Consider the following 25,095-nt stretch of genomic DNA (forward strand, 5'->3'; position numbering starts at 1 on the left):
AATAAACAAAGAAGTATGGATCTAATATTGAATCCATACTTCTTTGTTTTATAATACGCCTATTTATTACGTTTATTGAAATTACCTAAAGGAGTATCCCCCTTTTATTTCGAATAGATTATAAAAAGTACTCTTTATAAAAGGAGTGGTAAAATGTCTGATGGCATCCAAGTATTTATTGTCCTGCTCTTTGCAATTGCTCTGTTTAGCATCCTAAACTTTTTAGCCATTTCCTTATCTGGACATAGTTTTAAAAAAAGAATCGTGGCAGGTTTCATATTTTTACTACTGACTCCCATTATCTTTTTGACTATCGCAACATTTGCTTCTATATTCGATGCAGGTACGTTAGCCTTTATGATCGCAAGCGTATATATATTAAATGGAATAGTAATTCTGCTTTCCTCTTTATTTATCCTCAAAAAAGACATAACATAGGCTATAGTACTAGCATGAATCTGACTTTACACTAGATTCATGCTTATTTAATTTCTCCTAAATTTTTATATGAAATTAAATAATTCTTTAAAAAAATTTAAACTTTATTTATTATAATATCCCTATCGTATTCGCACGTTTATTCAAATTTAAAAGAAAGGAGCACAAAATGAAAAAGGTTCTACTTACAATTCCTATACTAATCATCCTACTTAGTGGATGCAGCAATAACGATATATACGGTTCTTGGGAAGTCGTTGACAATAAAAAAGGTGAATGCCCTGTATATTATAAATTTGAAACAGTTGTCAAAAAAGAAAATAAAGAGGAAATTGTGCAAAATTTAGTAGAAATGCAAACAACAAAGAATAAAGACGATTTATATAAAGGCTCATTTGTCAAAAATTCTAATGTATATCACATTGATTATGGTAATTCATTTACATCGGACCAAACTTTAAAAGTTGCCGACGGTACATTAAATGTATACTTTTTGACAGCCGAAAAATTATGCACATATAAAAAGAAATGATTACATTTCAGAGGAGACGCAGAAAATATTTTCTGCGTTATTTCACTTTAGAAATCGTCCGCAAAAATAGCCCTTGTTTTCGTATTCTTTTTCATTCAAAACATGAGAAATATACTTAATAAAAACTAGAAAATACCTTAAGTTATATAAAATGAATTATATAATACACATTTCAATTAATATATCTACGCTATTTACATCGTTACTTTTCAAAATAGGCTAATCCTCCCTCTAAATTTATCAATCGTTTTAATTTTCATAAAAAAATGATAAAATGTAAACATGTGTTTTCAGAATAATTAAAAACGCAGAATGAAAGCACTGTTTTTAGGAGGGGTTTTGATGACTTACACGTTAGCAACTAGAATGAAAGCATTCCAATCTTCTATATTTAGTGAATTAGGAGCCTATAAAAAAGAAAAAATTGCAGCAGGTCATAACATGATTGATTTGAGCATCGGAAATCCTGATATGCCGCCCGCTGATTTTGTAAGAGAAACAATGGTACATACAGCGAGTGAAAAAGAGAGCTACGGGTATACATTATCCGGTATTCAAGAATTTCACGAAGCTGTAACTGAATATTACAACAACACTCATAACGTTTTATTAAATGCGGATAAAGAAGTTTTATTATTAATGGGTTCACAAGACGGGCTCGTTCATTTACCTATGGTTTATGCAAATCCAGGTGATATTATATTAGTTCCTGATCCAGGATATACAGCTTATGAAACAGGTATTCAAATGGCTGGTGCAACATCTTACTACATGCCTTTAACGAAAGAGAATGATTTCTTACCAGACTTAGAAGTCATCCCTGAAGAAATTGCCGATCAAGCGAAGATGATGATTTTAAACTTCCCAGGGAATCCCGTTCCAGCAATAGCTCATGAAGATTTCTTTAAAGAAGTAATCGCATTCGCGAAAAAGCATAATATTATCGTTGTCCATGATTTTGCTTATGCTGAATTTTATTTCGATGGTAATAAGCCAATTAGCTTCCTCTCTGTACCTGGTGCTAAAGAAGTTGGTGTAGAAATCAATTCTTTGTCAAAAAGTTATAGTTTAGCAGGTAGCCGTATTGGATATATGATTGGAAACGAAGAAATTATTCGTGCACTTACTCAATTTAAATCTAATACCGATTACGGTGTATTTTTACCAATTCAAAAAGCGGCATCTGCAGCACTAAGAAATGGCGCTGCATTTTGTGAGAAAAACCGCGATATTTATCAAGAACGGAGAGATACTTTAGTCGATGGATTCCGAACATTTGGCTGGAATGTCGATAAGCCAGCTGGTAGTATGTTTGTCTGGGCTGAAATTCCACAAGGATGGACTTCTCTAGACTTCGCTTATGCATTAATGGATCGTGCGAATGTCGTTGTTACACCTGGTCATGCATTTGGACCTCATGGAGAAGGCTTCGTACGTATTGCACTCGTTCAAGATAAAGAAGTTTTGCAACAAGTTGTTGAAAATATTAGAAATAGCGGCATTTTCGTCCTTGAAAAAGTAGATGAATTAGTTAAAAATTAGTTCCCACTCCCCTGCTTAACTTTAGCAGGGGTATTATTAATTGGAGGTACTTTCATATGCATATTAAAGACACGCTTCCCCATCGTTATCCATTTTTAATGATTGATAAAGTAACAAATGTAAAACAAGGTGAATCCGTTACAGGATATAAACTCATTACAAATAACGAATGGTTTATAAATGATAGTCAAAAACATATGCCTCATATGTTAATTGTAGAATCACTTGCCCAGCTTAGTGCATTTGTACATACAAGTGATTCTGAAGGACTAGGATTCCTCTCCTCTTTAGATGGAGTTGAATTCCACGGAAAAGCATATCCCGGTGATAAACTTGATTTACATTATGAGCTAACGCGCAATCGCCGAGGTTTTATTCTTGGTAAAGGTATTGCAACTGTAAACGACCAGCCTATTGTAACTATAGAAAAACTATTAATATATCAAGCAGATTAAAGTGTTCCTTATATCAGTTGGAAATATCTATTCTCAACCAATTAAGTAAATAGGAAAACATATTACGTAGTTAGGAGCAGGAAAATGGAACGTACTATCGGTATCGATGCTGGAGGCACATTAACGAAAATAGCTTATTTTAACGAAAAAAAGCTATTAACTTTTGAAAAATTTTATTCGCATGAACAACATAAAATAATAGATTGGATTAAAAACAACAATGGCATAAAACAAATATGTATTACGGGTGGTAAATCGAAACTATTACAGCATCTGCTTACAGCTTCATATAAAATAATAGAGCTAAACGAATTTGAATCTACTCTTGCAGGTGTCCAATACATATTAAAAGAAGAAAAACACACTATAAACAATTTTATTTTAACCAATATCGGTACAGGTACTTCTATCCATTATGTTTATAATGAACAATATATTCGCGCTGGTGGAACCGGAGTTGGCGGTGGGACTATTATGGGACTTTCAAAATTGTTAACAAATATAGATCATTTTGAAGATGTAATCCCTCTAACAAAAGTAGGATCTAGAAAAGAACTAGATATTACGGTTGGAGATATTTATAGTGGTATTCTCTCACCTATTGATAATAGCTTAACTGCTAGCAATTTTGGTAAAGCCGCTATTTCAGAATCGAAATATAATAGCTCAGACATACTTGCTACTATACAAGGACTTGTCGGTGAAGTCGTTACTGCATTAAGCCTTCAATTCGCTGAAACAAAAAACATTGAACATATTATTTATATTGGTTCGACTTTATGTAATAACGTACAACTTCAACATATTATGAGTAGCTACACCGAATATCAAAATAAAACACCAATCTTTTTACAAGATGGTGGTAATAGCGGTGCAATTGGTGCATTACTTCATGCTACGAAATAAAAAGCTGACTTTTGTCAGCTTTTAAAAAATGGCACTTCAAATTCAATAATTGATTCCCCATTCTCTCCAATTCGCTCCACGCTTATTCTATCAATCACACAATTTAACTTCCCATGAAAACTAGGAATCTCCTTCACTACTTCAGCAGCTAATTCGGCACTTTCTTTTCTTCCGACTGTTACATGTGGGATGTACGGAATGTCTTCTTTCAAAAATTGTAATAAAGGTCCTGTATACAGGCTATCATGTAGTTCTTCTATTTGTTTTCTTCCTCTATCAACTTCTAAAAACAAATAGTTTCCTACGCTAGTGATACGATTTGCAAACTCAATTTCAATTTTGCCTCCCCCTTTTGATACATTAAAAATATGAGATTTTAATTCATCATTTGAAATATTACTCTTAAACGGGAATACGATTGTTATATGCGGTGGAATTAATCCAAATAAAGGATCATGTTTATGTCTAATGTTCTCTATTTTATCGATGGACATGTTGTTTAGAAAAAGTAAAATTGTACGCATTTTTATCCCCTCAACTTTTCCTCATTATAATATGTATCATATTCTATGACAGCCTGCCCTTCAACAACTTGTTTTGCTTACCTATAAAAATAAAAAAACTTCTCAAATGAGAAGTTTTCATATAGCATGATTATTATTTTCCCGCCAAACTTTCCTAAACTTTATATAACAAGCAATTCTCCATGGAATAATATACGAGACAGCAACAACGTAAAATAATAAACCAATCGTTTGTTGATCTAAATCAACGATAAATTGTCTTGAACCATATCTTAAAACGACAAGTGCAATAAAAGTAATTAAAAAAGCTGCACTTTTTTTCGTATAAATATTCCCATCATCTCTTCGCTCATAATTTGTTAGTGCTATAAGTGGTACAGAGAAAAGAATCCCAATAAATGCTGCTATAGCCACTTGTAGTACAGCTGGATGTACGGGACCTAAAATCCATACAATACCTGGTGTTAAAAATAGTAATGGCCATAAAATACGTTTTCCCGATCCCTTTATTGGCTTATACATGGAGCGATAACGACGCCAAAATATTAGTAGTGCAATGCATAAAAAAACGGTTATTAATGAAGAAGTATCTCCCATTTACTCTTCCTTCTCCCCTAAAATAATTGTATTTAAATTGTATCTTCAAACGAAACCTTACGAATAAATAGAGCGCTAATTACAATATATATGCAAATAAGAACTATCGAAACTAATATGAAATTAGGTATTTCTAGTAACATTTTACTATTAATAAACACCAACTCTTTTATACCTATCCCTGCATACATTGTACTCGCCAATCCGAATAAAACTATTATACTAAAGGCCAATCCGAACCAATTAAATCTTTTCTGAACAATAGTTGTTGATTGGAATAAACAAGCTAATGTACTATAAAATATGAATTGTACAAAGAATTGTTCAATTGCAGATGCTCCTAAATTTACATGTTCTGTTTTATAAAATGTATCCTGTAAAAACAAAGCTTGAAGACATGAAAACAATGCTGATTGCAATAAATTAAAACATATTGAACCAATCAAAAATTGCAACCTAGTGACACCAAACGAGACGACTGTAGGAAAAATATCAAGTTGAATAAGAAACACGCTTATCACAATAAACATTACGATTACAATTGATGAATTATTGAAAATATCATGTAAAAATGCTACCTTTATTCCCTTTAAATCAGTTGCAGTCATTGTCCCTTTTATAAGTAATGCCACAGTCCAAAAGATAAGAATGGCTTTATACTGATATTTTATATGTAACTTCAACTGCTTCATTAACATCGTCATTTTATTTCACCACCAGTTATATGAATAAATAGTTTTTGTAATGTAATTCTATCAATTGATAACCCTTCTTTTTCAAGAGAGTAATAATCTTCATTAGAAAGTTCTTCCCATATAACAGAAATCCCCTTATTTCCATAAACTTCTCGATTTATAACTTTTTTATTAATTGAAAACTTACCTACTTTATCTTTTTTCCCTGAAATAATATGACCTTGTCGTAATAAATCTTCCACTGATGATTGAACAACAAGTGCACCTTCTTTTATGATGATTACATCTTCGATAACATGGGTTACTTCTTCTACTAAATGAGTTGATAATATAATTGTTCTTGGATGCTCACCATAATCTTCTAATAGTAAACTATAAAACAGCTCTCGATGTGCTGCGTCTAAACCGGTAGTCGGTTCATCAAAAATTGTAATCGGCGCCCTACTTGCTAATCCTTGAATAATTCCTACTACAGTTTGCATTCCATGTGATAATTTATGGTATTTGTCTTTCAAATTAAGTTGAAATCTCCTAGCAAGTTCTTCAGCAAACTCTTGATCCCAGTTTTTATAAAACATGTTACATAAATTAAAAATATTTTTTACTTTATCATTTAAATATGCAGCTTCTTTAACTCTAACAAAACAAATATTTTGCATTGCTTTACTATTTTCAAATACATTTTCACCAAATATTGATACACTTCCACTACTTGAAGTAATTTGACCTGCAAGTAAATTTAATAGTGTCGTTTTCCCTGCTCCGTTCCTTCCAAGCAAACCATATATTTTATGCTCTTCCAATGAAATCGTTACTTCATTTACAGCTATTTTCTTTTTATATTTTTTCGTTACATCTTTCGTTTCAAGTGCAATCATCCCTCTTTCCCCTCCTTCGTAATCTTTTGAATCATATCCATCAATTCATTTTTTGATATTTCTAGTACTTTCGCTTCTTCCCACACTTTAGGTAAATATTCAGTCATAAAAGTATTTTGTCTTTTTTTTAGTACGACTTCTTTCGCTCCCTTTGCAACAAACATTCCGATCCCTCTCTTTTTATATAAAATCCCCTCATCCACTAATACATTTACCCCTTTAGCTGCAGTAGCCGGATTTATTTGTAACATCTTCGCAAATTGATTTGTCGATGGAACTTGTTCTTCTTCAAGCAATATGTCTTTTAAAATATCAGATTCAATCGTTTCTGCAATTTGTAAGTATATTAATTTATTTTGCTCCAGAGTAGGTTTCACACTTTCACCACCTTAGGTTCATAGGTTCATTACTTGTGTAATTAACCATATCACATAAAAATGTTTTTTTCCATAAATTTCTTTTACAAAAAAAGAGAATCATTCGTTTAAGAATGACTCTCTTTCTAAAATTTCGAAGTTTCAACTCTTGTTCTCAAATTCTTTTCATTTATACCATTTTGACAAAAGTTAAATTGTTGTCCCTTTATTGACTTTGTACGATCTACTATTTGCCCTAAATGATAACTTGTATGCTCCACTAAATGTAATAAACTATGAAGTTCAATATGCCTTTTTTCTTCCCATACTTGTATATATACTTTTCCCCACTCATCAAATATTTCTTCAACAGTTTTTAACAAAGTTTCGGAGCTTAAATGTTTTATTGGAAAATATTCTTCAATTCCATTTTCAAAAACTATATTGGGATCCTTATAACGCCTTGTATTTCTCTGTAAATGTTCACAAATATGTAGTACGATTCCACCAATTGAATTAACAGAAGTCTCTTGTTTCCACAAATCTTCTTCACTAACGAGCCTAATTGCCTGTACTAACTTAGGTAAATAATGATCCTGCATTCTATGATAAGAAATTTTGTATACTAACTCCATCTTCTCCCCTCCATTATTTCAACTGGCTCACTGGATATTTAGCAAATAAAGATTTCCGAAAATCTTTATCTTCCACAAGCATTTTAATTTTTTCTTCATTGCCGTTAAAGAACTTTATAACTTTATTTTTATCCCATATATCTTTTTCTTTTGGAAAATCATCGAATATACTATGCAAAATTGATAACATTTCTTCCCTCGTTATCTTAAAGTTTTTATTCTCTACCTGAAACTCATAACTTTTTGCATTTGGCACTAAAATTACTAAATATATAGCATTAAAGAAAAAATTCTTCTTCATCGTATCCTTCTCATCAAACCAATACGTCTCAATCATTTCTTCTGTAAGAGCCCCACTTTCTTTTGCGCCATAGTTCACTTTTATATTTTCATTTTCTAAACTTATACTTTGAACTGTTCCACCACCGGTTAAATGATTAACAATTGCAACCACATCTGAGTTATTACCAACATATGTTCCAGCATATTTCTTAAAGTCACTAGGTTTCACATCACATATTTCTTTTATTCTTTCTCCGCTAGAACAAGCAGTAATAAATAAAAAAATTGTTAGCATAACAACTACATTACGATGCATATATTTCATTTAGCATCCCCCATTTTTATCGATATTTCGTTAATTACAATACATCTTCTCAAAACCCTTTAAAACATACGCATTTTAATCAAAATTAAAAATTTTCAATTTTTCCGTTTACAATTATCCATTAATTGTATATAATTACTAACGTAAGAAAAATATTCTAAAAGGAGGTCGAAGGAAATGATGAAATTACAATTACATGCATTAACTTTAGCGTTAACTGCACCTGTGGTTTCTGGACAATTAAATATGAATTCGACCACCCTAATGGAGAATTGAAAATCGTACTTTATTTCATTTAATTCATAAATTCGCCACAGGAGGTCGTATACTTTCCTGTGGCTTTTTCACGCCCAGCCATAGGAGAACTGTATCTTCCTGTGGTTTTTTTGCGCGATTTTTTAGTCTCTTACATTATTTTTCTAAGAAAGGAGCAACATTCAATGACTATTAGCGTATTGTTTTTAAGTATTACGATTCAAAGAAATACAATTTCCAAAGATGAAATTCTTCATAATGAGCAAATTGAAAAAGCTATGAATGATGTTAAGGAGCGCCAAGCACTTTACTGTGATTACCTGTAATTCCTTTTCGAAAGGAGGAATTCATTTATGACTTTTCATATTTTCTTTTTTACGACTGTACTTCAAAAAAATACTTTATCTGAAACTGAAATTAATCGTAAACAACAGTTAAAACAACTAACTGATAAAATAACTGACATTAAAAGTTCATACTACACTCAAATGTATTAAAAATATATTTTAAAGGGGTAATATATTCATGAAATTTAAAGCATTCTTTTTAACAATCACCATTCAAAAACGTAAACTTTCACAGAAAGAGATTTTACGTGAGCAACACATCCAAAATATTATGGACGAAGTAAAAGAACGCCAATCTTCTTATTACACTCGTCTTTTCTAAAACACTTATAAAGGGGCAATTATTTTATGAAATTTAAAGTATTCTTTTTAACCATTACCATTCAAAAAAATAAATTTTCCGAGTCTGAAATGCTTCATGAGCGACAAATTAATCAGGCTATGGATTCTGTAAAAGAAAGACAAAGTCATTACTGTAGTCACCTGTAATTTCTTATTACACTCGTTTTTTCTAAATCACTTATAAAGGGGCAATTATTTTATGAAATTTAAAGTATTCTTTTTAACCATTACCATTCAAAAAAATAAATTTTCTGAGTCTGAAATGCTTCATGAACGACAAATTAATCAGGCTATGGATTCTGTAAAAGAAAGACAAAGTCATTACTGTAGTCATCTGTAATTCCAATTCGAAAGGAGGAATTCACATATGAAGTTTCACCTATTCTTTTTAACCATTACGATTCAAAAAGAAACAATATCTCAAAATGAATTAAAACAAGAAAGACAATATAAACAAGTTATTGATGAAATTCGAGATCGTAGAAGCAAGTACTACACTCACCTTTAATCGTTTAACTATATAGAATTGAAAGGAGTCGATTATGATGATGATAGCACGCTGTAAGGAAATGATTTGGATAGTTCAGAGGGATTCCACATAGTTTTATAGAGCTTATATCACACAAGTTCATCGCTGAATTTGATGTATAAAAAATATATAATAAAATCAAATCAACCCGCTTTTAATTATTTTTTTATAAACAAAAGATACACCACTTAAAAAGAGGTGTATCTTTCTCAGGTTTTACTATTTCCGATTACTTCTCTTCGTCTTAAACAATCTCACTAAGTTCGAAACAACTGTTTTTGTTACTGCATAAACTGGTACTGCTAAAATCATTCCGATGATTCCAGCAAAGTTACCTACCCCTAAAATTAGGATAATAATTGTTAATGGGTGGATGTTTAATTTCGAGCTCATAATACGTGGTGAAATAATATTACTTTCAAACTGTTGTACAATTGTTACGATAATAATTACGTATAAGGCTTGCATCGGAGATACGAACAGTCCTACAATAACAGCTGGTGCTGCTCCGATAAATGGGCCTAAGTTAGGAATGATGTTTGTAAATGCTGCGATAATCCCTAAAACGAAAGCGTACGGTAAATCGATAATTAAATAACCGATAAAAGTAAACGCACCTACAAATATACAAACGAGCGCTTGCCCTTGAATATATGCAGATAATGTTTCGTTCGTTTCCTTAATGATACGAAGCCCCTCTTCACGGTAAGACTCTGGTAATAAACTTACCGCTTTCCCTGGAAAGGCATGTCCATCTTTAAACATGTAAAATAAAATGAACGGTACAGTAAATACAACTAATGCAACGTTCGTGATAATACCAAATAAAGCCGTTGCACTCGACGTAATTGTATTTGGTATATCTTTTAAGTATTCAATCGCATTTTTTTCAATTGTTTCAATGGAAACGTAGTTTTGTGTAGATAACCATTCAAACAACCTATGATGTGATAATTCTTGTATGTATACTTTTCCCTCTTTTATGTAGCCTGGCATATTTTTAACCAAGTCCATTAGCTGTTGTGAAATCGTAGGAACAACTACTCCAACGCCAACCGCAGTTAATGTTATGATAAAAAGATATAACAGCAATATCGCTAAATTTCTAGGTACTTTTTTATTCTCCAAAAAGATTAATACAGGATTAAATATGAAGTATAAAAAAAGCGCGATTAAGATTGGGAAAAATAATGTTGATATGAAGATACCAATCGGTTGAAATAAAAATGATATTTTTGTGCAAATAAATATGATTCCTACAACCATTAGCACTTCTAATGTCCAAAAGTGCACTTTTGATTTCAAAAAAATGGCCTCCTTTAAACTAGCACTTTTCTTCATTGTACCAAAATAAGTATGAATTTCACATAATATTTTCCTTTACAATATTCCAAAATACCAATAAATACACTACAATGAGATTACATACAAATTTGCAGGTAAAGGTGATAAAAATGACACAATGCATCATTTGCAGAAAAGATACGAAAGAACTTAGTGAACAATATGTCATTCCAGAAATATTATGTGGATATTATTTCACAAACTCAATTTGTGATACTTGTCATGAACAAATGACAACAAATATTGATCGTCCTTTAATTAGGCATAAATTGAGTCAATTTAAGATTGAACAAATGAAAAGACAAATTGATTCCCCACTCTATACGAATGAGCACGGTGAAGAACTTGCGGCTGCTGAGACTGATGTTGTCGAAGTAAGCGACGAAATTCTTTATTCTAATGCATTAATTATGAAACTATGTAAAAAGCACGATATTTCCTTACATAATGAAATTTGGAAAGAGGAACGTGTAACGAAAGTAGCGAGTTCTATTCAACGTGAATTGCTATTGGATAACCGTAAATATAAAATGAGTATATTAAAAATGGCTTATACATTCGCTGTACAAACAGTTGATGGCTACTTTGAAAATCAAGATGCGATTGATATCTCTACCATTCTCTCAAATGCAGATTTCGTGGAACTAAAAGAAAAAAGCATTGTACGTGATTTAAGCAAAAGTTCTTTATGGAATACGCTAAATACAAGTAGTGAAAATCATTACTTTATTTTACTTAGCGATAAAGACGGTCTGTTTTGCTTCATTCGTTTGTTTGACATCTTTGATGTTGTCGTTCATTTATCAGAAAAAAGATTTGACCTTCCATCACCCATTGTCGGTGTAAATAATGTGAATACACAGAAATTTTATGTCCAAAGTTTAAAACAGTATATGGATGGTCTGTTTAAAGAAAAAGCACCTACTATATAATAGGAACCAGAACGTACGGTCTCCTTTCTTGATGAAAAGACACTGTGTTATAATGAGTATGAAAAGAACAATACAATCACATAAACCAATTATAAATTGTATATAAATAAAAAAGACTAGTGTGCGGCTACACACTAGTCCACGTAACTTAGCAGATTGGATTGTTCATTTATCCTATTTGTTTCTTACAAACAAAACAACCCACATTCTATAGGCATAGGTGGGTTGTTATTTTTTGAGCTTGTCTATTAAAACGACGACGAACGTTAACAATGCAACGAGAAACAGTCCACCCTGCAATAGCAACGCTATTTCACTCACGAATTATCACCCCCCTCCTACTTGGAGAAGTGATAATTGAACAACCAACCGCACCTTAAGTTACCCTTTAATTTTACCATATTTTCTAATAATTTACGATGAAAACCCGCAAGCGAATAACTTGCGGTTTTTTTATACCGTATTAACAGGCAGTAAACAAAATGAAGCAATAAATAGGTGAAACTTTATTTCTCACTATTTTTTTAATGCATATGCATCAGCAATCATTTCACCAACAATTTTATTTTCTTCTTTCTTCTCGTCTTTCAATAATGGGAATAACAATTCTGCCACTTCATACGCTTCTTCTAAATGCGGATATCCTGATAAAACAAACGTATCAATTCCTAACAATTCATATTCTTTTATCCTTTCTGCTACTGTATGCGGATCGCCTACAAGTGCAGTACCTGCCCCACCTCTTACAAGTCCGATTCCAGCCCATAAATTAGGGCTTATCTCTAACGACTCTCTCGTACCTTTATTTAAATGGGTCATCCGTTTTTGACCAACCGAATCATATCTTGCAAATGTCTTTTGAGCAAGCCCAATTGTTTCATTATCCACATATTGAATTAAACGTTCTGCCTCTTCCCATGCTTCTTCTTCTGTTTCTCTTACAATTACGTGTAATCTAATGCCAAATCGCACTGTACGCCCCTTCTCTTCTGCAAGTTTTCTTACTTCTTCTATTTTCTCTTTCACTTGCTCTGGCGGCTCTCCCCACGTTAAATATACATCACTATGTTCAGCTGCTACTTCTTTTCCAGCAGCTGACGATCCTCCAAAATATATAGGAGGATATGGTGTTTGAACTGGTGAGAAGACAACTTTACTATCTGTAACTTTAATATGTTTTCCTTCTAAAGAGATCGTTTCACCTTGCAATGTCGATTTCCAAACTTTTAAAAATTCATCCGCTGCTTCATATCTTTCATCATGATCAAGATATAATCCATCTCCTTGTAGTTCAACTGGATCTCCTCCAGCTACTACATTAATAAGCAGCCTCCCATGTGAAATTCTATCAAATGTAGATGCCATCCTCGCTGCAACTGTAGGGGACATTAGTCCTGGTCTCACTGCTACTAAAAATTTTAGTTTTTCTGTTTCAGCAGCAAGAGCTGAAGCTAACACCCAAGGGTCTTCACATCCTTGACCAGTTGGAAGTAAAACACCCGTATATCCTAAATAATCAGCTGCCGCAGCAACTTGCTTATAATAACCATATTCAGCTGCTCTTCCTCGTTTTGTCGTTCCTAAATATCGACCATCTCCATAAGCCGGAATAAACCATAATAATTCCATACCTTTACACACCCCTTATTTATTTTGAATCGTATACTAACACATTCTATATAAATTACCCCTAATAATTTATATGTTAATTCCCTGTCTCACCTTTAAAGTTATCTCGCCATCTTAAAAACTTCACTTCTAGTAAACGTACTAGAGAGTCAGAAAACTTCCCAACAAATGCAAATATAATTATGCCGACAAATACAATATCTGTATTTGAAAATTGCCTTGCATCCATAATCATATAGCCAATACCTTCTGTAGACCCCATAAGTTCTGCTACTACTAAACTCACCCATGCAACACCTAACGATAACCTTGCTCCTAGTAAAAGGTTAGGCAATGCAGCTGGTAAAATTAGTTTCGTGATTAATTTTCTTTTACTAAACTCTAACACTCTCGCAACATCAAATAACTTTGAATCCACACCTCTAATACCTAAAAATGCGTTTACGTATAAAGGAAAAAATGCACCATCTGCAATTAATAACACTTTCGATGTTTCACCAAAACCGAACCATAATACGAAAAGCGGTGCAACAGCTAAATGAGGTACAGTTCTTAACATTTGCACAGATGGATCTAAATATTGCTCACTTCTCGTTGAAAATCCAACAATCGTTCCTAAAATGATTCCTAAGCCCCCACCAATAAAGAAACCAGCCGCAGCCCTAAATACACTAATACTTAAATGGCCGAATAACTCTCCTGTTTTAATAAGCTCTTGGAAAGCTAGAAAAATATCTAATGGTGTTGGTAAAACTGTTTTAGAAACAAGACCGAATACACCAGCTAACTGCCAAATTATTAATATAATAACCGGTATAGTAATCGCCCTTACTAAAACTTTTACATTTAACTTTCGCATCTTCTTGACGTTGTTTTTCTCAATCGTTATACTCGCTGGTTTAATAACAGCTTTCGTATTTCCCACTTTACAAAACCTCTTTTCACTTCGCTTTCAATGCTTTTTCTACGAAAGAATTATCTACAACTTTTTCCGTCTTAATTTCTTTCTTTATAGAACCGAGCTTATATTGAAAATCCGCTGTCTTTTGTTGTTCTGCTATTATTTCCTTCGTTACTGGAACTAAAATTGGTTTGTCGTGATTAAACACTTCTTTTACGATCTTCGCATCTATCTTTTTTACAGAAGTATATACTTTTATTGCTTCATCTAAGTTAGCATCTTGCCATACACGTGCTTTCTCATAAACTTTGAGGAATTTCTCAACTAATTCTGGATGTTCTTTCGCAAATTTTGTTCTCGTAATTAAAAATTCTGGTGAAGAGACATTTAATGTTTCACCGTCTGCAATCACCTTCGCACCTTTATTTAACGTATGTAATGATATGAAAGGGTCCCAAATCGCCCATGCATCTACTGATCCTGATTCGAATGCAGGCTGCGCTTCATCTGGTTGTAATTGAATGACATTTACATCTTTTGAATCAATCCCTTCTTTATCAAGTGCTCGATACAATAAATTAAAAGCACTACTTCCTTTTGCTACTGCAATTTTTTTACCTTTTAACTCTTTTACACTCGCAATTTTGCTATCTTTTTGAACGAGAATTCCAGTTCCTTTTCTCGCATAACTTGTATTGGCGATTTCGGTAAATCCAATACCTGCTGCTTGCGCTGAAATGACTGGAGAATTCCCTACTTCACCAAAGTCTAATCGGTTTGATGCGATTGCTTCAAAATAAGGAGGTCCACTTTGGAACTCTGTCCATTTCACTTTAACTCCTTCTTTTTTAAACTCCTCTTCAAACCACCCCTTTTTCTTTGCTAGTAATAGCGGGCTTAATCCTTGCTGTATACCAATTTGTATTGTTACATCTTCTTTCTTACTACTTGCTGTACTTTTTTCACATCCTAATAAACATACTGATATAGCTAAAACAAAAGAAAGAATTTTTAATTTTTTATACATATAAAATCCCCCTTTTCCTATATACTTGTTTGAATCAACCCTCCATATTCAAACTGCTGTAATACTTTCGTTCGAAGTTGTTGGAACGATTGAGAAGTTTTATTCCGCGGATAAGGCAAATTATTTTCAATCACTTTATGTATTTTCCCTGGTTTTGCACTCATAATGATGATTCGGTTTGAAAGATATATCGCTTCGTCTATATCATGTGTAACGAATATCATTGTTGTTTTCTTATGCTCCCAAATATTTAGCAATACTTCTTGTAAATGACTTCGAGTAAAAGCATCCAGCGCTCCAAAAGGTTCATCAAGTAATAATACATTTGGATCTCTTAATAACGCTCTCGCTATCGCAACACGTTGTGACATCCCGCCTGAAATTTCTTTCGGATACGATTTTTCAAAGCCATCTAACCGAACGATTTCAACCCATTCTCTCACCTTATCTTTCACATACTTATCTTTTAACGACAAATCTGCCGCTATATTTTCTTCAACTGTTAACCATGGAAAAAGCCTATGTTCTTGAAAAATAAAACCTTGTTTCTTGCTCGTTTTTAAGATAGGCTCCCCGTCAATAACAACTTCACCTTCAAAATCATTATCTAGACCTGCAACAATTTTTAGTAATGTACTTTTTCCGCACCCACTCGGACCAATTACTGTAACAAAATCCCCTTTCTCTAATTGAAAATTAATATTCTCTAGCACTTGAACCGTACCAGTTTGTTTCAAAAAATATTTTGATACCCCATCAATTGAAACAGTCATTTCTTCCCCTCCTTAAAATGATTCATATAAATGAACAGATTCAGTATTTGTGCAATAAAAAAACCAAAGGCATTTTATCAACAGATAAAATGCCTTTGGTTTCTCCAATCGGCAATACGTTATGGAATTAAGTACATATTATACAAATATTTCCGATAAGTCAACTAGGTTTTGTCAAAACATACATATGATTCGTTTGAACATTTTTACTGTTGTTTATTTGAACAATATCATTTACTTACTATTTTTTCTGATCTTTAATCTACTGTAACCAATAAGAAAACTCACACGCTAAATGCAGTTGATGGGATTTAATAACTAAGCGACGAAATTTCTACAAAAAAAGAGTAATTTCAAGAAATATGCTACTAACCTTAGATTTATTAAAAAAGTTAGATCGTATAACTTGAGACTACTCATTCCCATTCAAAATATTTATGTAATTAAATTTTATTTCCTCTGCACCCTGGCTGTCTCCAAAACTATTGGTGGCAGCTCTTTTTGAATGATTTCTTTTAATCCATAAAGAGCTTTCCTCACATAACCACCTTCGAAATTCCCTAATGGTTCTGGTAATTCATCTTCATCCAATATGAAGTATTCTCCATTTGGAAGTACCATAATATCGATGATTAAATCTTCAAAGGAAACCACTTCATCTTTTATTTGTGTGTTTTTTACGATATTAAAATAGGAACCTAAATACTTTCCTTTTATATCTCTCCATACGTATAAATTGTATGGACGATCTTTCCAGTAATATGCGATTGTATAACTTCCTTTTGGGATTGTTAACTTAGTATCATTTGCAGTCATTGTAAATGAATACTGCACCTCGTGAAATAAAACGATACTTTGTGATTGCTTTTCAAGTAATAAGCAATTGTGATCTACTATTGTTGAGTTATACTGGATTTTTCTTTCTATAATTTCAATTTTCGATGTAAGTAACTTATTCATTATTTTGTTTCCCCTTATGCTAGTTCTATCCTCAATTATATCCATTTATATAGCGATAAAGAAGTGTATAGTTTTTTATATAATGATTTATACAAGTACATAATAAAAACTCCTTCTTATTTAGAAAGAGTTTTTATTATGTAACTAACAGCACTATTACTCATGTTTTAACTTTTCCTTAACCGCATCATAAAATTTTCGTTCTTCATCAACATTCAAGTAAACACGACTTACTCTTTTAGAAAAGCCGTATAACAACTGCGCTTTCACTGGCTCTTTTAATGTTATTTCAAAAGTAGCAGGTTCTTTTATGAACTCCATAACAGTTGCATCCAATACCTGTTTCCCTTCTTTTGCCGTTAGCAATTCCCCCTTGTAGAACGCAATACTATCAATTTGTGTAAATGGCATAACAATTTTCTTTCCTAATCCGATTTGAATGATTACTTGTTCTTCTGTTACGACAAGGGGATTTTTGCGCATCGCTTGTATTTCAGCTATAAAATAAATCATCGCGTATACATTTAAAATAAGTAAAATCCATGCTATTACTGGATTCCACTGATGTAGTAAATAATGAAAACCAATGCTTTCAATTATTGTTGCATGAATAATCATGATATACACACCTATAGCACCAGTCTTTTTATGATATGAGTATACAGATTTACCTGTTGGTACTTTTTCACGCCACGATAAAAACGCATAATAGATTAACTTACACTCTGTTAGAATGACATCTACTAACTTACTTCTTTTCATAGTAGCGTCAAACGCTGCATCAATTGCATAAGAAAAGGAATAATTTTCTCTTCTATATTCTTTATATTTTTTTATTATTTTAGGAAGCACTCTAACAATTTTATAGAGAAGGAATAATTCTAGACCTACAAATGCAATTTCAGCCGCAACAATAATATAAGAGATGAATGAAAAAGCTTGTAAATAGTCACTTGGAATAATAAATCTTGCAAAAATATAACCAGCTATTACAACAGGAACTATATACGTTAACGAGTATCTTTTTCGAATAATGAAGAAATACGTGATGATTGGAATGACAAACATGCAATCTAATAATGACCCAAGCACAACTTCTTTCGGCGCAACTGGTACAATTGGAAGGGCATACAATAAATAGTTTGATAGCATAATTAAAGAGACGAGTCCAATCCAAATACCTTTTCGCCTTCGTGATAGTGTAGCCTTCATACGTTCACTCCTTTATTTAAAAACCTCATTTAAATGGTCTTTATAAAATGAAATGGCACGTTCAAATTCTTTTACTTCCTCTACTTTCACGACAGTTTCAAGTAATAATTTCATCGCTGATTCGTGATCGTTTACGTTATATTTTGCTAATGATAAAAATACTTTCATCGGAGCGTTCTCTGGGAATTTTTTCACCCCAGCTTCTAATACTGTAATTGCCTTTTCATATTCACCTATACAACGATATGTACTTCCTAAACCAATATAAGCACCGCAAAGCGATTCGCCATCAAGTCCATTTGCGATTGCCTGCTCATAATACGGAACTGCTTCTGTTTCTAGCCCCATTACATCATGTATCCACGCACACTGATACAGTACTTCTGCATCCTTTGTAAAGTTTGTTAATCCTATAAGCATCTCTTTAGACTGCGCATATTTCTTTTCGTTTCTAAGTTTAATAGCTTGCTTTAATAAATGTTCCATAGAATCCACTCCTCACCAATTATTCTGTGTATAGCTCTTGATTGGTATACGCTTCACATTCGTGTAAAAGTAAAATTCCCACCAATTAAAGTTTTGCTTACTTATTACTATGCGGATTCATTCTCATCTAAAAACTTAATTTTAAAAAGCAGTGACACGATTACATAATAACTCTAAGCTTTTGACAATTTCTTTCGCTGTTTCATCTTTCCCATTACACAACTTCCCTTTACCATCCTGTCCAATTACATAATGCACAGCTCCGCGCGAATATAAAGAATGTGGTGAATTCGCAATCATTACATTCGCCCTTGCTTCTTTCATTCTATTTTTTGCTCTTTCAAACAGTTCTTCTTCATTTAAATCACTTTCAAGTTTAAAACCAACAAGTACTGTTTCTGGGTCCCATTCTTTTATTTGTTTTAATACTTTTGGAGCCTTTTGAAAGTGAATAATCGGTGCTATATCACTTGAAATTTTTCCGTTCATATTAAGAACATTACCATCTTGATCACAAATTTTCTCCACAATCCAATCTGATCCAGCCGCTGCCATAATGACTGCATCAATCTTTTCATGTGATATGATACTTTTCATTTTATCTTGTAAATCAACGATTCCTTCAAATGGATGTAATTCTAACCCTCTATGTACATCACTCGGTTTCTCCGCAAAATAACCGTGTAAATATATAACATGTGCCCCTTTAGCTAGAAGTTCTTCTGCGATTATCCTTCCGATTGTACCTTTGGCCATATTCGTATGCCCGCGTACTTGATCCCATTTTTCTAGACAACCACCGCTCGTAATTAATACCTTTTTCCCCTTCATTGTAACCATCCCTTACTAATTTTTCTTACGAAACCATTCTGTTCCAAAGTCAACTATATCACGTTGTTTCATTAGACGACACGTTGCATTCCCTATCTTCCCATTTTTTACAGTTCCTTTTCGCTCAAACTCCACACCAATTTCTACAAACTTCTCAGATTCGTAATCCATTTCAAAAAACTCTTTCCATACTCTTTCACCATTTTCTATAATAGGTGCTCCTACTTGTATTAACTCACATGCACCAGAACGCACCTCGGATAAATGAACAGACGTATTAGAATCATATCCAACACCAATTAATAATACGTACCCGTCTAAATCATATATTTTTCTTAATGGAGATTCTTCTCCAAAGCTCATTGATAACGAATGGTTCATTGTTATTTCTACTGCATGTTTCCCCCATGCAGCAAAACTTCCTAACGGATGATTACTACGTACTACATTCGGATATGTACGAAAACATTCAACTATTTCACCCATTCCCCTTGTTGGGGTTATACGTGAATCAAATGCTGGGACGTTATCTCGGATAATTTGCCACCAGTCTTCCGGTACAGGTGGTCTTGACCAATGTTTCGGATCGGACAAATCCGAAGATTGCGTTGGCATTATTATCGTTCCTTCTTCCGTAACAACTTTCATTAATGCTTCTACTACAGCAACCGCACCACCAGATATCCACCCGATAGAACTTAGTGATGAATGAACGATAATTGTCATTCCTTTTTCGACTCCTAATGCTTTTAAATCTTTTGTTATTGTTTCGATTGTATTTGGAAATTGTGTACTTGCTACTATTTCATTCATTTTCATATTGGTTCCCCCACTAGCTACGTAAATTTAAACTTTTATATAAATATATTATCATATTTTTCTTAATTTTTAACTTAATCATTTTTCACATCTATAAAAAATAGTAATATTATTACACAAAAAATATTTGAATTATGATATTCAGATTTAAAACACAAAAAGAAAGTGAAGATTTTACATCCCCACCATAAAAAGCTGTTTTATACATAGACGAAAGAGCTCATCACAAATGATGAGCTCTTTGTTTACTTTATCCTTCAATTGTAACCCCAGTAAACATTGATAAGTTTCCCGTTATTTTCTCACCTACACGTAAAAATAAGCCTGCTGCTCTTCCACTTATACAGTGAGAGCCAATTAATAGTTTACCAGTATATGGACCATCCCATGTGTCAATGGTACAGTCAGGCATTTCTATGTATTGCTGGTATATCTTCCTTTGTTCAAAGTAATACTCTGTTTTATCTTCAGCTAATAATTCATCATTTTCGTATATAGATACTCCGCCACCTTCACGACCAAATACAGGTTTTGAAACGTATGATTCATGTCTTTCTAGAAATCGCTTATTTGAAAAATATGTTGGTAGAAAGTATTTATAAATAATGTCTTGCTCTTCTTCTGTAAAGAAAACACTTTCTTCATAAAGCTTCCAAATTAGTGCGAGTACACTTTTGTTTTGCATAACAAACGCGGCTGGCGGATTAATAATTTTCACTCTTTCTTGCGCAATATGATCTAAAAATTGTAAACCAATCCTTTTTCCATTCTTATCAACGTCCGTTACTAAATACTCTATTGGATACAGTCTATATAAATATTTTATTTTTTCTCCACTTGGCGTATATATACCATCTTCCGCAACGACAATGTCTTGTATTCCTACATAGTCCGTTGACTGATTTAAGCAATACGTTCTTAAAAACTGAACCGTTTGACTATCTTCATCGTGCCAATCATAACTAGTAAAATATATCGTCTCTTCAGGGCCTATATGATAGTCATGTTTAATTTGTTCCCATGCCTGCACAATATGCTCTTCTATATGGTTTGGGTGATTTACATCATGATAACGGCATAACACTTCATTTGCGACAGACGGTTCTAAATAGCCTGTTGGCGTATCACAATTTACTTCTATTAATTTTATATCGTCACCATTTACGATAAAATCAAACCTTGTAAAATATGAAAATAAACCATTATGTTTCATTCTCGCCATTTCCCACGCTTCAGCTGGGAATCCAAGTTTTTGAAAATCTTTTGTCGTATTTACAATATATTGATACGTTCTATATAACACATACATGATTTCTTCTGTCGCTTTTGAGATAGCAGTATAAGTTTTTGCTGGCATGCGATACATCCCTGTTGCCATATATTGATTCCATTCTTCATTCTCTAACAGACTAGGCCAAGTGAAACCATTCCTACTAGCCTCTTCTGCAAGTGAAAACCATACTTTCATATACTCTTCTTGCTCTCGTTCTGTATACATTACTCCATTACCCTTTCGTTTTAGGATCCTACTGGCGCTTTTGCGTTTCCAATTCCACTTGAACCAGAGTTTACTTTCGGTGTTGGCGTATTTGTATCTGGTGTTACTTTATTGGATGGATTTGGCTGCTGTTTATTTAAATCTACTTTATTGGAAATATTATTATTACCGTTAGAACCACCAGAATAACCACCGCTACTACCGCCACCTGTTCTACGCTCATCTTTTTCACGATATGGAATAACATTATTTGCATACGGTTTCTTCATTAAATTTGGTTTTGCTGTATAATTCATATTTGAAGTTCTACTCGCTAATAAATATCCTGCTACAAATGGAAGTATCGGTAAATGAGAGTTTTCATGATAAGATGAAAATGACGGATTATTTTCCTTGCATAACTCATCTGTCTCTACATTTTCATTGGTTGGGGCTTTATCATCACAATTTAATGTTTCTTGTTCATTTCTTTGTTTTGCACCATCTGTTTTAACAGCTGTACTTTCTTGCTGAGCAGTTTCTTCTTCATAATCACCACAACCTGTTAATAAAAAAGATGACACCCCTATTGAAGTAGCTATTTTTATAAACTTACTTTTCTCCATTCTCACGTGTTATACACCCATCTTCTTTTATCTATATTTTTCCAGATACCTATATTATATAATGAAATTATTATTTTTTTCAAACTATATTCAATATGTACAATTATATATTTTCATGCTATTTTTCCATGTAACAATGAAATCTTTCTATCCCTGGATATTTTTCTCCTAAACTTTTAACTTGAAAACCAATTCTTTTATAAAATTCTACCGCCCCATCGTCTGTCTCCGCTTCTATATAAGTCAATTGGTATACTCTTATAATCTCTTTAATCATTTGTAGTGCAATTCCTTTTTGACGATAATCTGGAGCCACTGCTATATGACATATTCGTGCTTTAGTTTCTCCGATTATTTCAATACCTAGACAAGCTTTTTCTTCATATTTGTACAAAGTCCCTTTATTACTTTGATAAAATATTATTGCCTTCTTTAAGCTTATTTCATTTCGACCGACGGCATATTGTAGCACATTTAATATTGAATCTTTTTCAATTTGTTCAACGCGATGTATATTCATACTTTCATCCCTTTCTATGAAAAAAGACTAGCTCTTAATAAAAAGAGCTAATCTCATTACGCCGTTATTTTTTCTTCTTTTTTTACAACGACAGCCACATAACTATGAAGTATCATTCCAATAATAACGAGACTCATACCAATCCAAGATAATGATGACGGAATTGGTGCAGATAACCAGATCAGCTCTCCTACTAGCGCAAATAAAACTTCACCAGACTGCGTCGCTTCCACTGTTGCTAATTTTTGCGGATCATCTTTCACAAGATCTGTTGCAAAGAAAAATAATACTGTCGCGATTAACCCAGAGCTAACTGCTACAATAAAACATTGAAGAACTTGGCTACTTGACGGTAATCCGCCAGTTGATACTTGGTAACCAGATAATAAAAACCAAAATGGTAAGCTTGATAAAGTCATACCGAGTACTCGCTGAAATACATCTAATTCCCCTTTACAAACTTGCATCATTTTTCTATTTCCAAGAGGATACGCAAATGCTGCAATAAGTACAGGAACTACACATAAAACGGTTTCACGAATACCTAATGAAGAAGCATGTTCTACTTGCATGAGAACAACACCGAATAAAATAATGCCCGACATAACTAATTCCTTCATCGGAAGTTTTTTATGTAGTGGATCCACCGCAAAAAATGGTGTTAACAAAATCCCTGCAACGATTGTAATTTGCCATGTTGATGCAACAAGCCAACCTGGTCCGAACGCTCCAGCAAAACTAAGTGGTGCATAAAAGAGACCAAATCCAACGATACTCCACACTAACCATTCTTTCGGATTGTTTTTCATATATTGAAAGAGTTGCTTTAAGTTCCCTCTATACATAACAATAAGTAATAGCATTGGAACCATAAAATAATACCGTAATGATGCACTCCAAATCCAGCTTCCACCTTCTAAGTCCATTGCCCTGTTTAAAACAAAAGTAAAGGCAAAGAAAAAGGATGCCAATATCCCTATAACAATTGCTTTCATTGTAAAACCCCTTGTATTTAATTTTTTATCTCTATGACATATATTTTAGTATACGCGATGAAAAATCTACATTCAAACTTACATTTCACTTTGGGATGATGAAGGAATTGTAGTAGATTTACATGGGAATAAAGTGCATTGGTATGAAATCGAGGCCATTACATATCAAAATTTTCAAGGGTCAAAATCTACTTTAATCTCGCCCCACTATACTCACCATGAAAATATACGCATCCGCTATAAAAGATGGCTACCAACTATTGCACATTCAATTTACTGGTTTTCTATTGAGAAACCAAAAGATTATCATAAAAATTTAATGATAGCTTGGGAAGAAAAGCGAACGAATAAAAACAAACGTCTCCTTTAATTATTATTTAGGGGCGTTCGTTCAAAAATTAAAGAATCTGTAGTTTATATTCTCTGTATAATTTCTTCAATCGACTTATATGGGCTTGATGATACCGATTATGATCTGCTATATGCCATATTCCCCATCTTATTGTCGCAGTTTCCCCTTTTTCATACAAAACTTCCCGCGTTAAATCAGTTTCTGTTAGTTTCATACATTCTTCATAAAACAATTTTTGCACTGCTTCATAATCTTGCATTAACTCTTGCAATGTGTTTTTTCTTAAACTTGGTAATTCTCCTACTTCATTTAACATAGGACCATATTTATTTTCAAATGCTGGCGGAACATCTTCTCCCTTGAAACGATACACCCAATGTAAATCAACAACTGCTAAATGCTGAAGTAACTGCCCAATACTATTTTCATTATTTTCAGACCCTTTATAGGATAGTTCGTTCTCTTCAGTACCTTCGACTAACCTTTGCAATCTATTAAACGTATCAGCAACCGTCGCATACAAAATCGCTACTTGAGGGTCCATATTTCTTTCTAAATAGAGATCTTTCATAC

The 25,095-nt window shown here is 33.0% G+C and carries 35 protein-coding genes; 12 read left to right on the forward strand and 23 right to left on the reverse strand.

Annotated elements, in window-relative coordinates; genetic code table 11:
• Window positions 1-153: 153 nt before the first annotated feature.
• The 5 genes from MKY21_RS14485 (at window position 154) to coaW (ending at window position 3,873) form a co-directional block, all read left to right on the forward strand.
• Window positions 154-438 (forward strand): hypothetical protein, encoded by a 285-nt coding sequence (locus tag MKY21_RS14485; RefSeq protein WP_044797261.1) that lies wholly within the window; start codon window positions 154-156, stop codon window positions 436-438.
• A 169-nt stretch (window positions 439-607) separates the two neighbouring features.
• Window positions 608-970: a hypothetical protein gene (locus MKY21_RS14490; RefSeq protein WP_000757017.1), complete on the forward strand. Its 363-nt coding sequence runs from the start codon at window positions 608-610 to the stop codon at window positions 968-970.
• Between the two features lie 342 nt (window positions 971-1,312).
• The gene (locus tag MKY21_RS14495; RefSeq protein WP_044797262.1) at window positions 1,313-2,512 is read left to right on the forward strand and encodes an LL-diaminopimelate aminotransferase; all 1,200 of its coding nucleotides are present in this window, start codon (window positions 1,313-1,315) and stop codon (window positions 2,510-2,512) included.
• Between the two features lie 56 nt (window positions 2,513-2,568).
• Window positions 2,569-2,967 (forward strand): 3-hydroxyacyl-ACP dehydratase FabZ family protein, encoded by a 399-nt coding sequence (locus MKY21_RS14500; protein WP_000547659.1) that lies wholly within the window; start codon window positions 2,569-2,571, stop codon window positions 2,965-2,967.
• Window positions 2,968-3,051: 84 nt separating this feature from the next.
• Complete coding sequence (coaW, locus tag MKY21_RS14505; RefSeq protein ID WP_000442489.1) at window positions 3,052-3,873, forward strand: type II pantothenate kinase; 822 nt, start codon at window positions 3,052-3,054, stop codon at window positions 3,871-3,873.
• 14 nt (window positions 3,874-3,887) lie between these two features.
• On the opposite strand, the gene MKY21_RS14510 is transcribed toward coaW, so the two are convergent.
• The 7 genes from MKY21_RS14510 to MKY21_RS14540 all read right to left on the reverse strand — a co-directional run bounded on the left by MKY21_RS14510 (window position 3,888) and on the right by MKY21_RS14540 (window position 8,165).
• Window positions 3,888-4,397, reverse strand: a complete 510-nt coding sequence (locus MKY21_RS14510; RefSeq protein ID WP_001259207.1) for a 2'-5' RNA ligase family protein — start codon at window positions 4,395-4,397, stop codon at window positions 3,888-3,890.
• 117 nt (window positions 4,398-4,514) lie between these two features.
• Window positions 4,515-4,994, reverse strand: a complete 480-nt coding sequence (locus tag MKY21_RS14515; RefSeq protein ID WP_003312345.1) for a CcdC family protein — start codon at window positions 4,992-4,994, stop codon at window positions 4,515-4,517.
• A 32-nt stretch (window positions 4,995-5,026) separates the two neighbouring features.
• Window positions 5,027-5,698, reverse strand: coding sequence for a DUF4052 family protein (locus MKY21_RS14520; RefSeq protein ID WP_000178179.1), 672 nt, complete (start codon window positions 5,696-5,698; stop codon window positions 5,027-5,029).
• Window positions 5,695-6,567 carry an ABC transporter ATP-binding protein gene (locus MKY21_RS14525; RefSeq protein ID WP_000560918.1) on the reverse strand — a complete coding sequence of 291 codons (873 nt, stop codon included), beginning with the start codon at window positions 6,565-6,567 and terminating at the stop codon, window positions 5,695-5,697. Before MKY21_RS14525 ends, MKY21_RS14520 begins: the two co-directional genes overlap by 4 nt.
• Window positions 6,564-6,944: a GntR family transcriptional regulator gene (locus MKY21_RS14530; RefSeq protein ID WP_000805199.1), complete on the reverse strand. Its 381-nt coding sequence runs from the start codon at window positions 6,942-6,944 to the stop codon at window positions 6,564-6,566. Before MKY21_RS14530 ends, MKY21_RS14525 begins: the two co-directional genes overlap by 4 nt.
• A 125-nt stretch (window positions 6,945-7,069) precedes the next feature.
• Complete coding sequence (locus MKY21_RS14535; protein ID WP_000424640.1) at window positions 7,070-7,558, reverse strand: DinB family protein; 489 nt, start codon at window positions 7,556-7,558, stop codon at window positions 7,070-7,072.
• 13 nt (window positions 7,559-7,571) lie between these two features.
• Complete coding sequence (locus MKY21_RS14540) at window positions 7,572-8,165, reverse strand: DUF4825 domain-containing protein (protein WP_341076609.1); 594 nt, start codon at window positions 8,163-8,165, stop codon at window positions 7,572-7,574.
• Window positions 8,166-8,605: 440 nt separating this feature from the next.
• On the opposite strand from MKY21_RS14540, the gene MKY21_RS14545 reads away from it, so the two are divergent.
• Genes MKY21_RS14545 through MKY21_RS14570 form a run of 6 tightly spaced genes read left to right on the forward strand, consistent with a single transcriptional unit; the run spans window position 8,606 to window position 9,617 of the window.
• A complete protein-coding gene (locus MKY21_RS14545; protein WP_000156195.1) occupies window positions 8,606-8,746 on the forward strand; it encodes a YrzI family small protein in 141 nt (46 codons plus the stop codon).
• 27 nt (window positions 8,747-8,773) lie between these two features.
• Window positions 8,774-8,917, forward strand: a complete 144-nt coding sequence (locus MKY21_RS14550; RefSeq protein WP_000142729.1) for a YrzI family small protein — start codon at window positions 8,774-8,776, stop codon at window positions 8,915-8,917.
• A 28-nt stretch (window positions 8,918-8,945) separates the two neighbouring features.
• On the forward strand, window positions 8,946-9,089 hold the full coding sequence (locus MKY21_RS14555) for a YrzI family small protein (RefSeq protein ID WP_000668963.1): 144 nt from the start codon (window positions 8,946-8,948) through the stop codon (window positions 9,087-9,089).
• Between the two features lie 26 nt (window positions 9,090-9,115).
• Window positions 9,116-9,256 carry a YrzI family small protein gene (locus MKY21_RS14560; protein ID WP_000669805.1) on the forward strand — a complete coding sequence of 47 codons (141 nt, stop codon included), beginning with the start codon at window positions 9,116-9,118 and terminating at the stop codon, window positions 9,254-9,256.
• Window positions 9,257-9,308: 52 nt separating this feature from the next.
• Window positions 9,309-9,449, forward strand: coding sequence for a YrzI family small protein (locus tag MKY21_RS14565; RefSeq protein ID WP_000669805.1), 141 nt, complete (start codon window positions 9,309-9,311; stop codon window positions 9,447-9,449).
• A 27-nt stretch (window positions 9,450-9,476) separates the two neighbouring features.
• Window positions 9,477-9,617, forward strand: a complete 141-nt coding sequence (locus MKY21_RS14570) for a YrzI family small protein (RefSeq protein WP_000668497.1) — start codon at window positions 9,477-9,479, stop codon at window positions 9,615-9,617.
• 240 nt (window positions 9,618-9,857) lie between these two features.
• Here the strand turns inward: MKY21_RS14570 and MKY21_RS14575 are convergent, their stop codons facing one another.
• Window positions 9,858-10,943, reverse strand: a complete 1,086-nt coding sequence (locus tag MKY21_RS14575; protein WP_000837892.1) for an AI-2E family transporter — start codon at window positions 10,941-10,943, stop codon at window positions 9,858-9,860.
• 149 nt (window positions 10,944-11,092) lie between these two features.
• Here MKY21_RS14575 and MKY21_RS14580 point away from each other — a divergent pair, with 149 nt between their 5' ends.
• Window positions 11,093-11,914: an HNH endonuclease gene (locus MKY21_RS14580; RefSeq protein WP_000189713.1), complete on the forward strand. Its 822-nt coding sequence runs from the start codon at window positions 11,093-11,095 to the stop codon at window positions 11,912-11,914.
• Window positions 11,915-12,142: 228 nt separating this feature from the next.
• Here MKY21_RS14580 and MKY21_RS14585 read toward each other — a convergent pair whose 3' ends face one another.
• The 15 genes from MKY21_RS14585 to MKY21_RS14655 all read right to left on the reverse strand — a co-directional run bounded on the left by MKY21_RS14585 (window position 12,143) and on the right by MKY21_RS14655 (window position 25,093).
• The gene (locus MKY21_RS14585; RefSeq protein WP_001289320.1) at window positions 12,143-12,235 is read right to left on the reverse strand and encodes a putative holin-like toxin; all 93 of its coding nucleotides are present in this window, start codon (window positions 12,233-12,235) and stop codon (window positions 12,143-12,145) included.
• Window positions 12,236-12,430: 195 nt separating this feature from the next.
• Window positions 12,431-13,543 carry an FMNH2-dependent alkanesulfonate monooxygenase gene (gene ssuD, locus MKY21_RS14590; RefSeq protein WP_044797265.1) on the reverse strand — a complete coding sequence of 371 codons (1,113 nt, stop codon included), beginning with the start codon at window positions 13,541-13,543 and terminating at the stop codon, window positions 12,431-12,433.
• 76 nt (window positions 13,544-13,619) lie between these two features.
• The gene (locus MKY21_RS14595) at window positions 13,620-14,468 is read right to left on the reverse strand and encodes an ABC transporter permease (RefSeq protein WP_000528518.1); all 849 of its coding nucleotides are present in this window, start codon (window positions 14,466-14,468) and stop codon (window positions 13,620-13,622) included.
• Between the two features lie 16 nt (window positions 14,469-14,484).
• Window positions 14,485-15,471, reverse strand: a complete 987-nt coding sequence (locus tag MKY21_RS14600) for an aliphatic sulfonate ABC transporter substrate-binding protein (protein ID WP_000277092.1) — start codon at window positions 15,469-15,471, stop codon at window positions 14,485-14,487.
• A gap of 17 nt (window positions 15,472-15,488) precedes the next feature.
• Window positions 15,489-16,244 (reverse strand): ABC transporter ATP-binding protein, encoded by a 756-nt coding sequence (locus tag MKY21_RS14605; protein WP_016118093.1) that lies wholly within the window; start codon window positions 16,242-16,244, stop codon window positions 15,489-15,491.
• Window positions 16,245-16,694: 450 nt separating this feature from the next.
• Window positions 16,695-17,204 carry a DUF402 domain-containing protein gene (locus MKY21_RS14610; RefSeq protein ID WP_001037870.1) on the reverse strand — a complete coding sequence of 170 codons (510 nt, stop codon included), beginning with the start codon at window positions 17,202-17,204 and terminating at the stop codon, window positions 16,695-16,697.
• 156 nt (window positions 17,205-17,360) lie between these two features.
• Window positions 17,361-18,416 (reverse strand): hypothetical protein, encoded by a 1,056-nt coding sequence (locus tag MKY21_RS14615; RefSeq protein WP_086392514.1) that lies wholly within the window; start codon window positions 18,414-18,416, stop codon window positions 17,361-17,363.
• 12 nt (window positions 18,417-18,428) lie between these two features.
• A complete protein-coding gene (locus MKY21_RS14620) occupies window positions 18,429-18,902 on the reverse strand; it encodes a tetratricopeptide repeat protein (RefSeq protein ID WP_000400636.1) in 474 nt (157 codons plus the stop codon).
• 141 nt (window positions 18,903-19,043) lie between these two features.
• Window positions 19,044-19,733 (reverse strand): phosphopantothenoylcysteine decarboxylase domain-containing protein, encoded by a 690-nt coding sequence (locus tag MKY21_RS14625; RefSeq protein WP_000676724.1) that lies wholly within the window; start codon window positions 19,731-19,733, stop codon window positions 19,044-19,046.
• A gap of 15 nt (window positions 19,734-19,748) precedes the next feature.
• Window positions 19,749-20,552, reverse strand: coding sequence for an aminoglycoside N(3)-acetyltransferase (locus MKY21_RS14630; RefSeq protein ID WP_000783344.1), 804 nt, complete (start codon window positions 20,550-20,552; stop codon window positions 19,749-19,751).
• 250 nt (window positions 20,553-20,802) lie between these two features.
• A complete protein-coding gene (locus tag MKY21_RS14635) occupies window positions 20,803-22,050 on the reverse strand; it encodes a glutathionylspermidine synthase family protein (protein ID WP_016118096.1) in 1,248 nt (415 codons plus the stop codon).
• 20 nt (window positions 22,051-22,070) lie between these two features.
• A complete protein-coding gene (locus MKY21_RS14640) occupies window positions 22,071-22,661 on the reverse strand; it encodes a hypothetical protein (protein ID WP_044797268.1) in 591 nt (196 codons plus the stop codon).
• A 112-nt stretch (window positions 22,662-22,773) separates the two neighbouring features.
• Complete coding sequence (locus MKY21_RS14645; protein WP_044797269.1) at window positions 22,774-23,175, reverse strand: GNAT family N-acetyltransferase; 402 nt, start codon at window positions 23,173-23,175, stop codon at window positions 22,774-22,776.
• A 56-nt stretch (window positions 23,176-23,231) separates the two neighbouring features.
• Window positions 23,232-24,170: a DMT family transporter gene (locus MKY21_RS14650; protein ID WP_016118097.1), complete on the reverse strand. Its 939-nt coding sequence runs from the start codon at window positions 24,168-24,170 to the stop codon at window positions 23,232-23,234.
• Between the two features lie 398 nt (window positions 24,171-24,568).
• Window positions 24,569-25,093 (reverse strand): DinB family protein, encoded by a 525-nt coding sequence (locus tag MKY21_RS14655; protein WP_044797270.1) that lies wholly within the window; start codon window positions 25,091-25,093, stop codon window positions 24,569-24,571.
• Window positions 25,094-25,095: the final 2 nt, after the last annotated feature.

The organism is Bacillus sp. FSL R9-9497 (assembly GCF_038005805.1).
GTDB lineage: Bacteria > Bacillota > Bacilli > Bacillales > Bacillaceae_G > Bacillus_A > Bacillus_A cereus.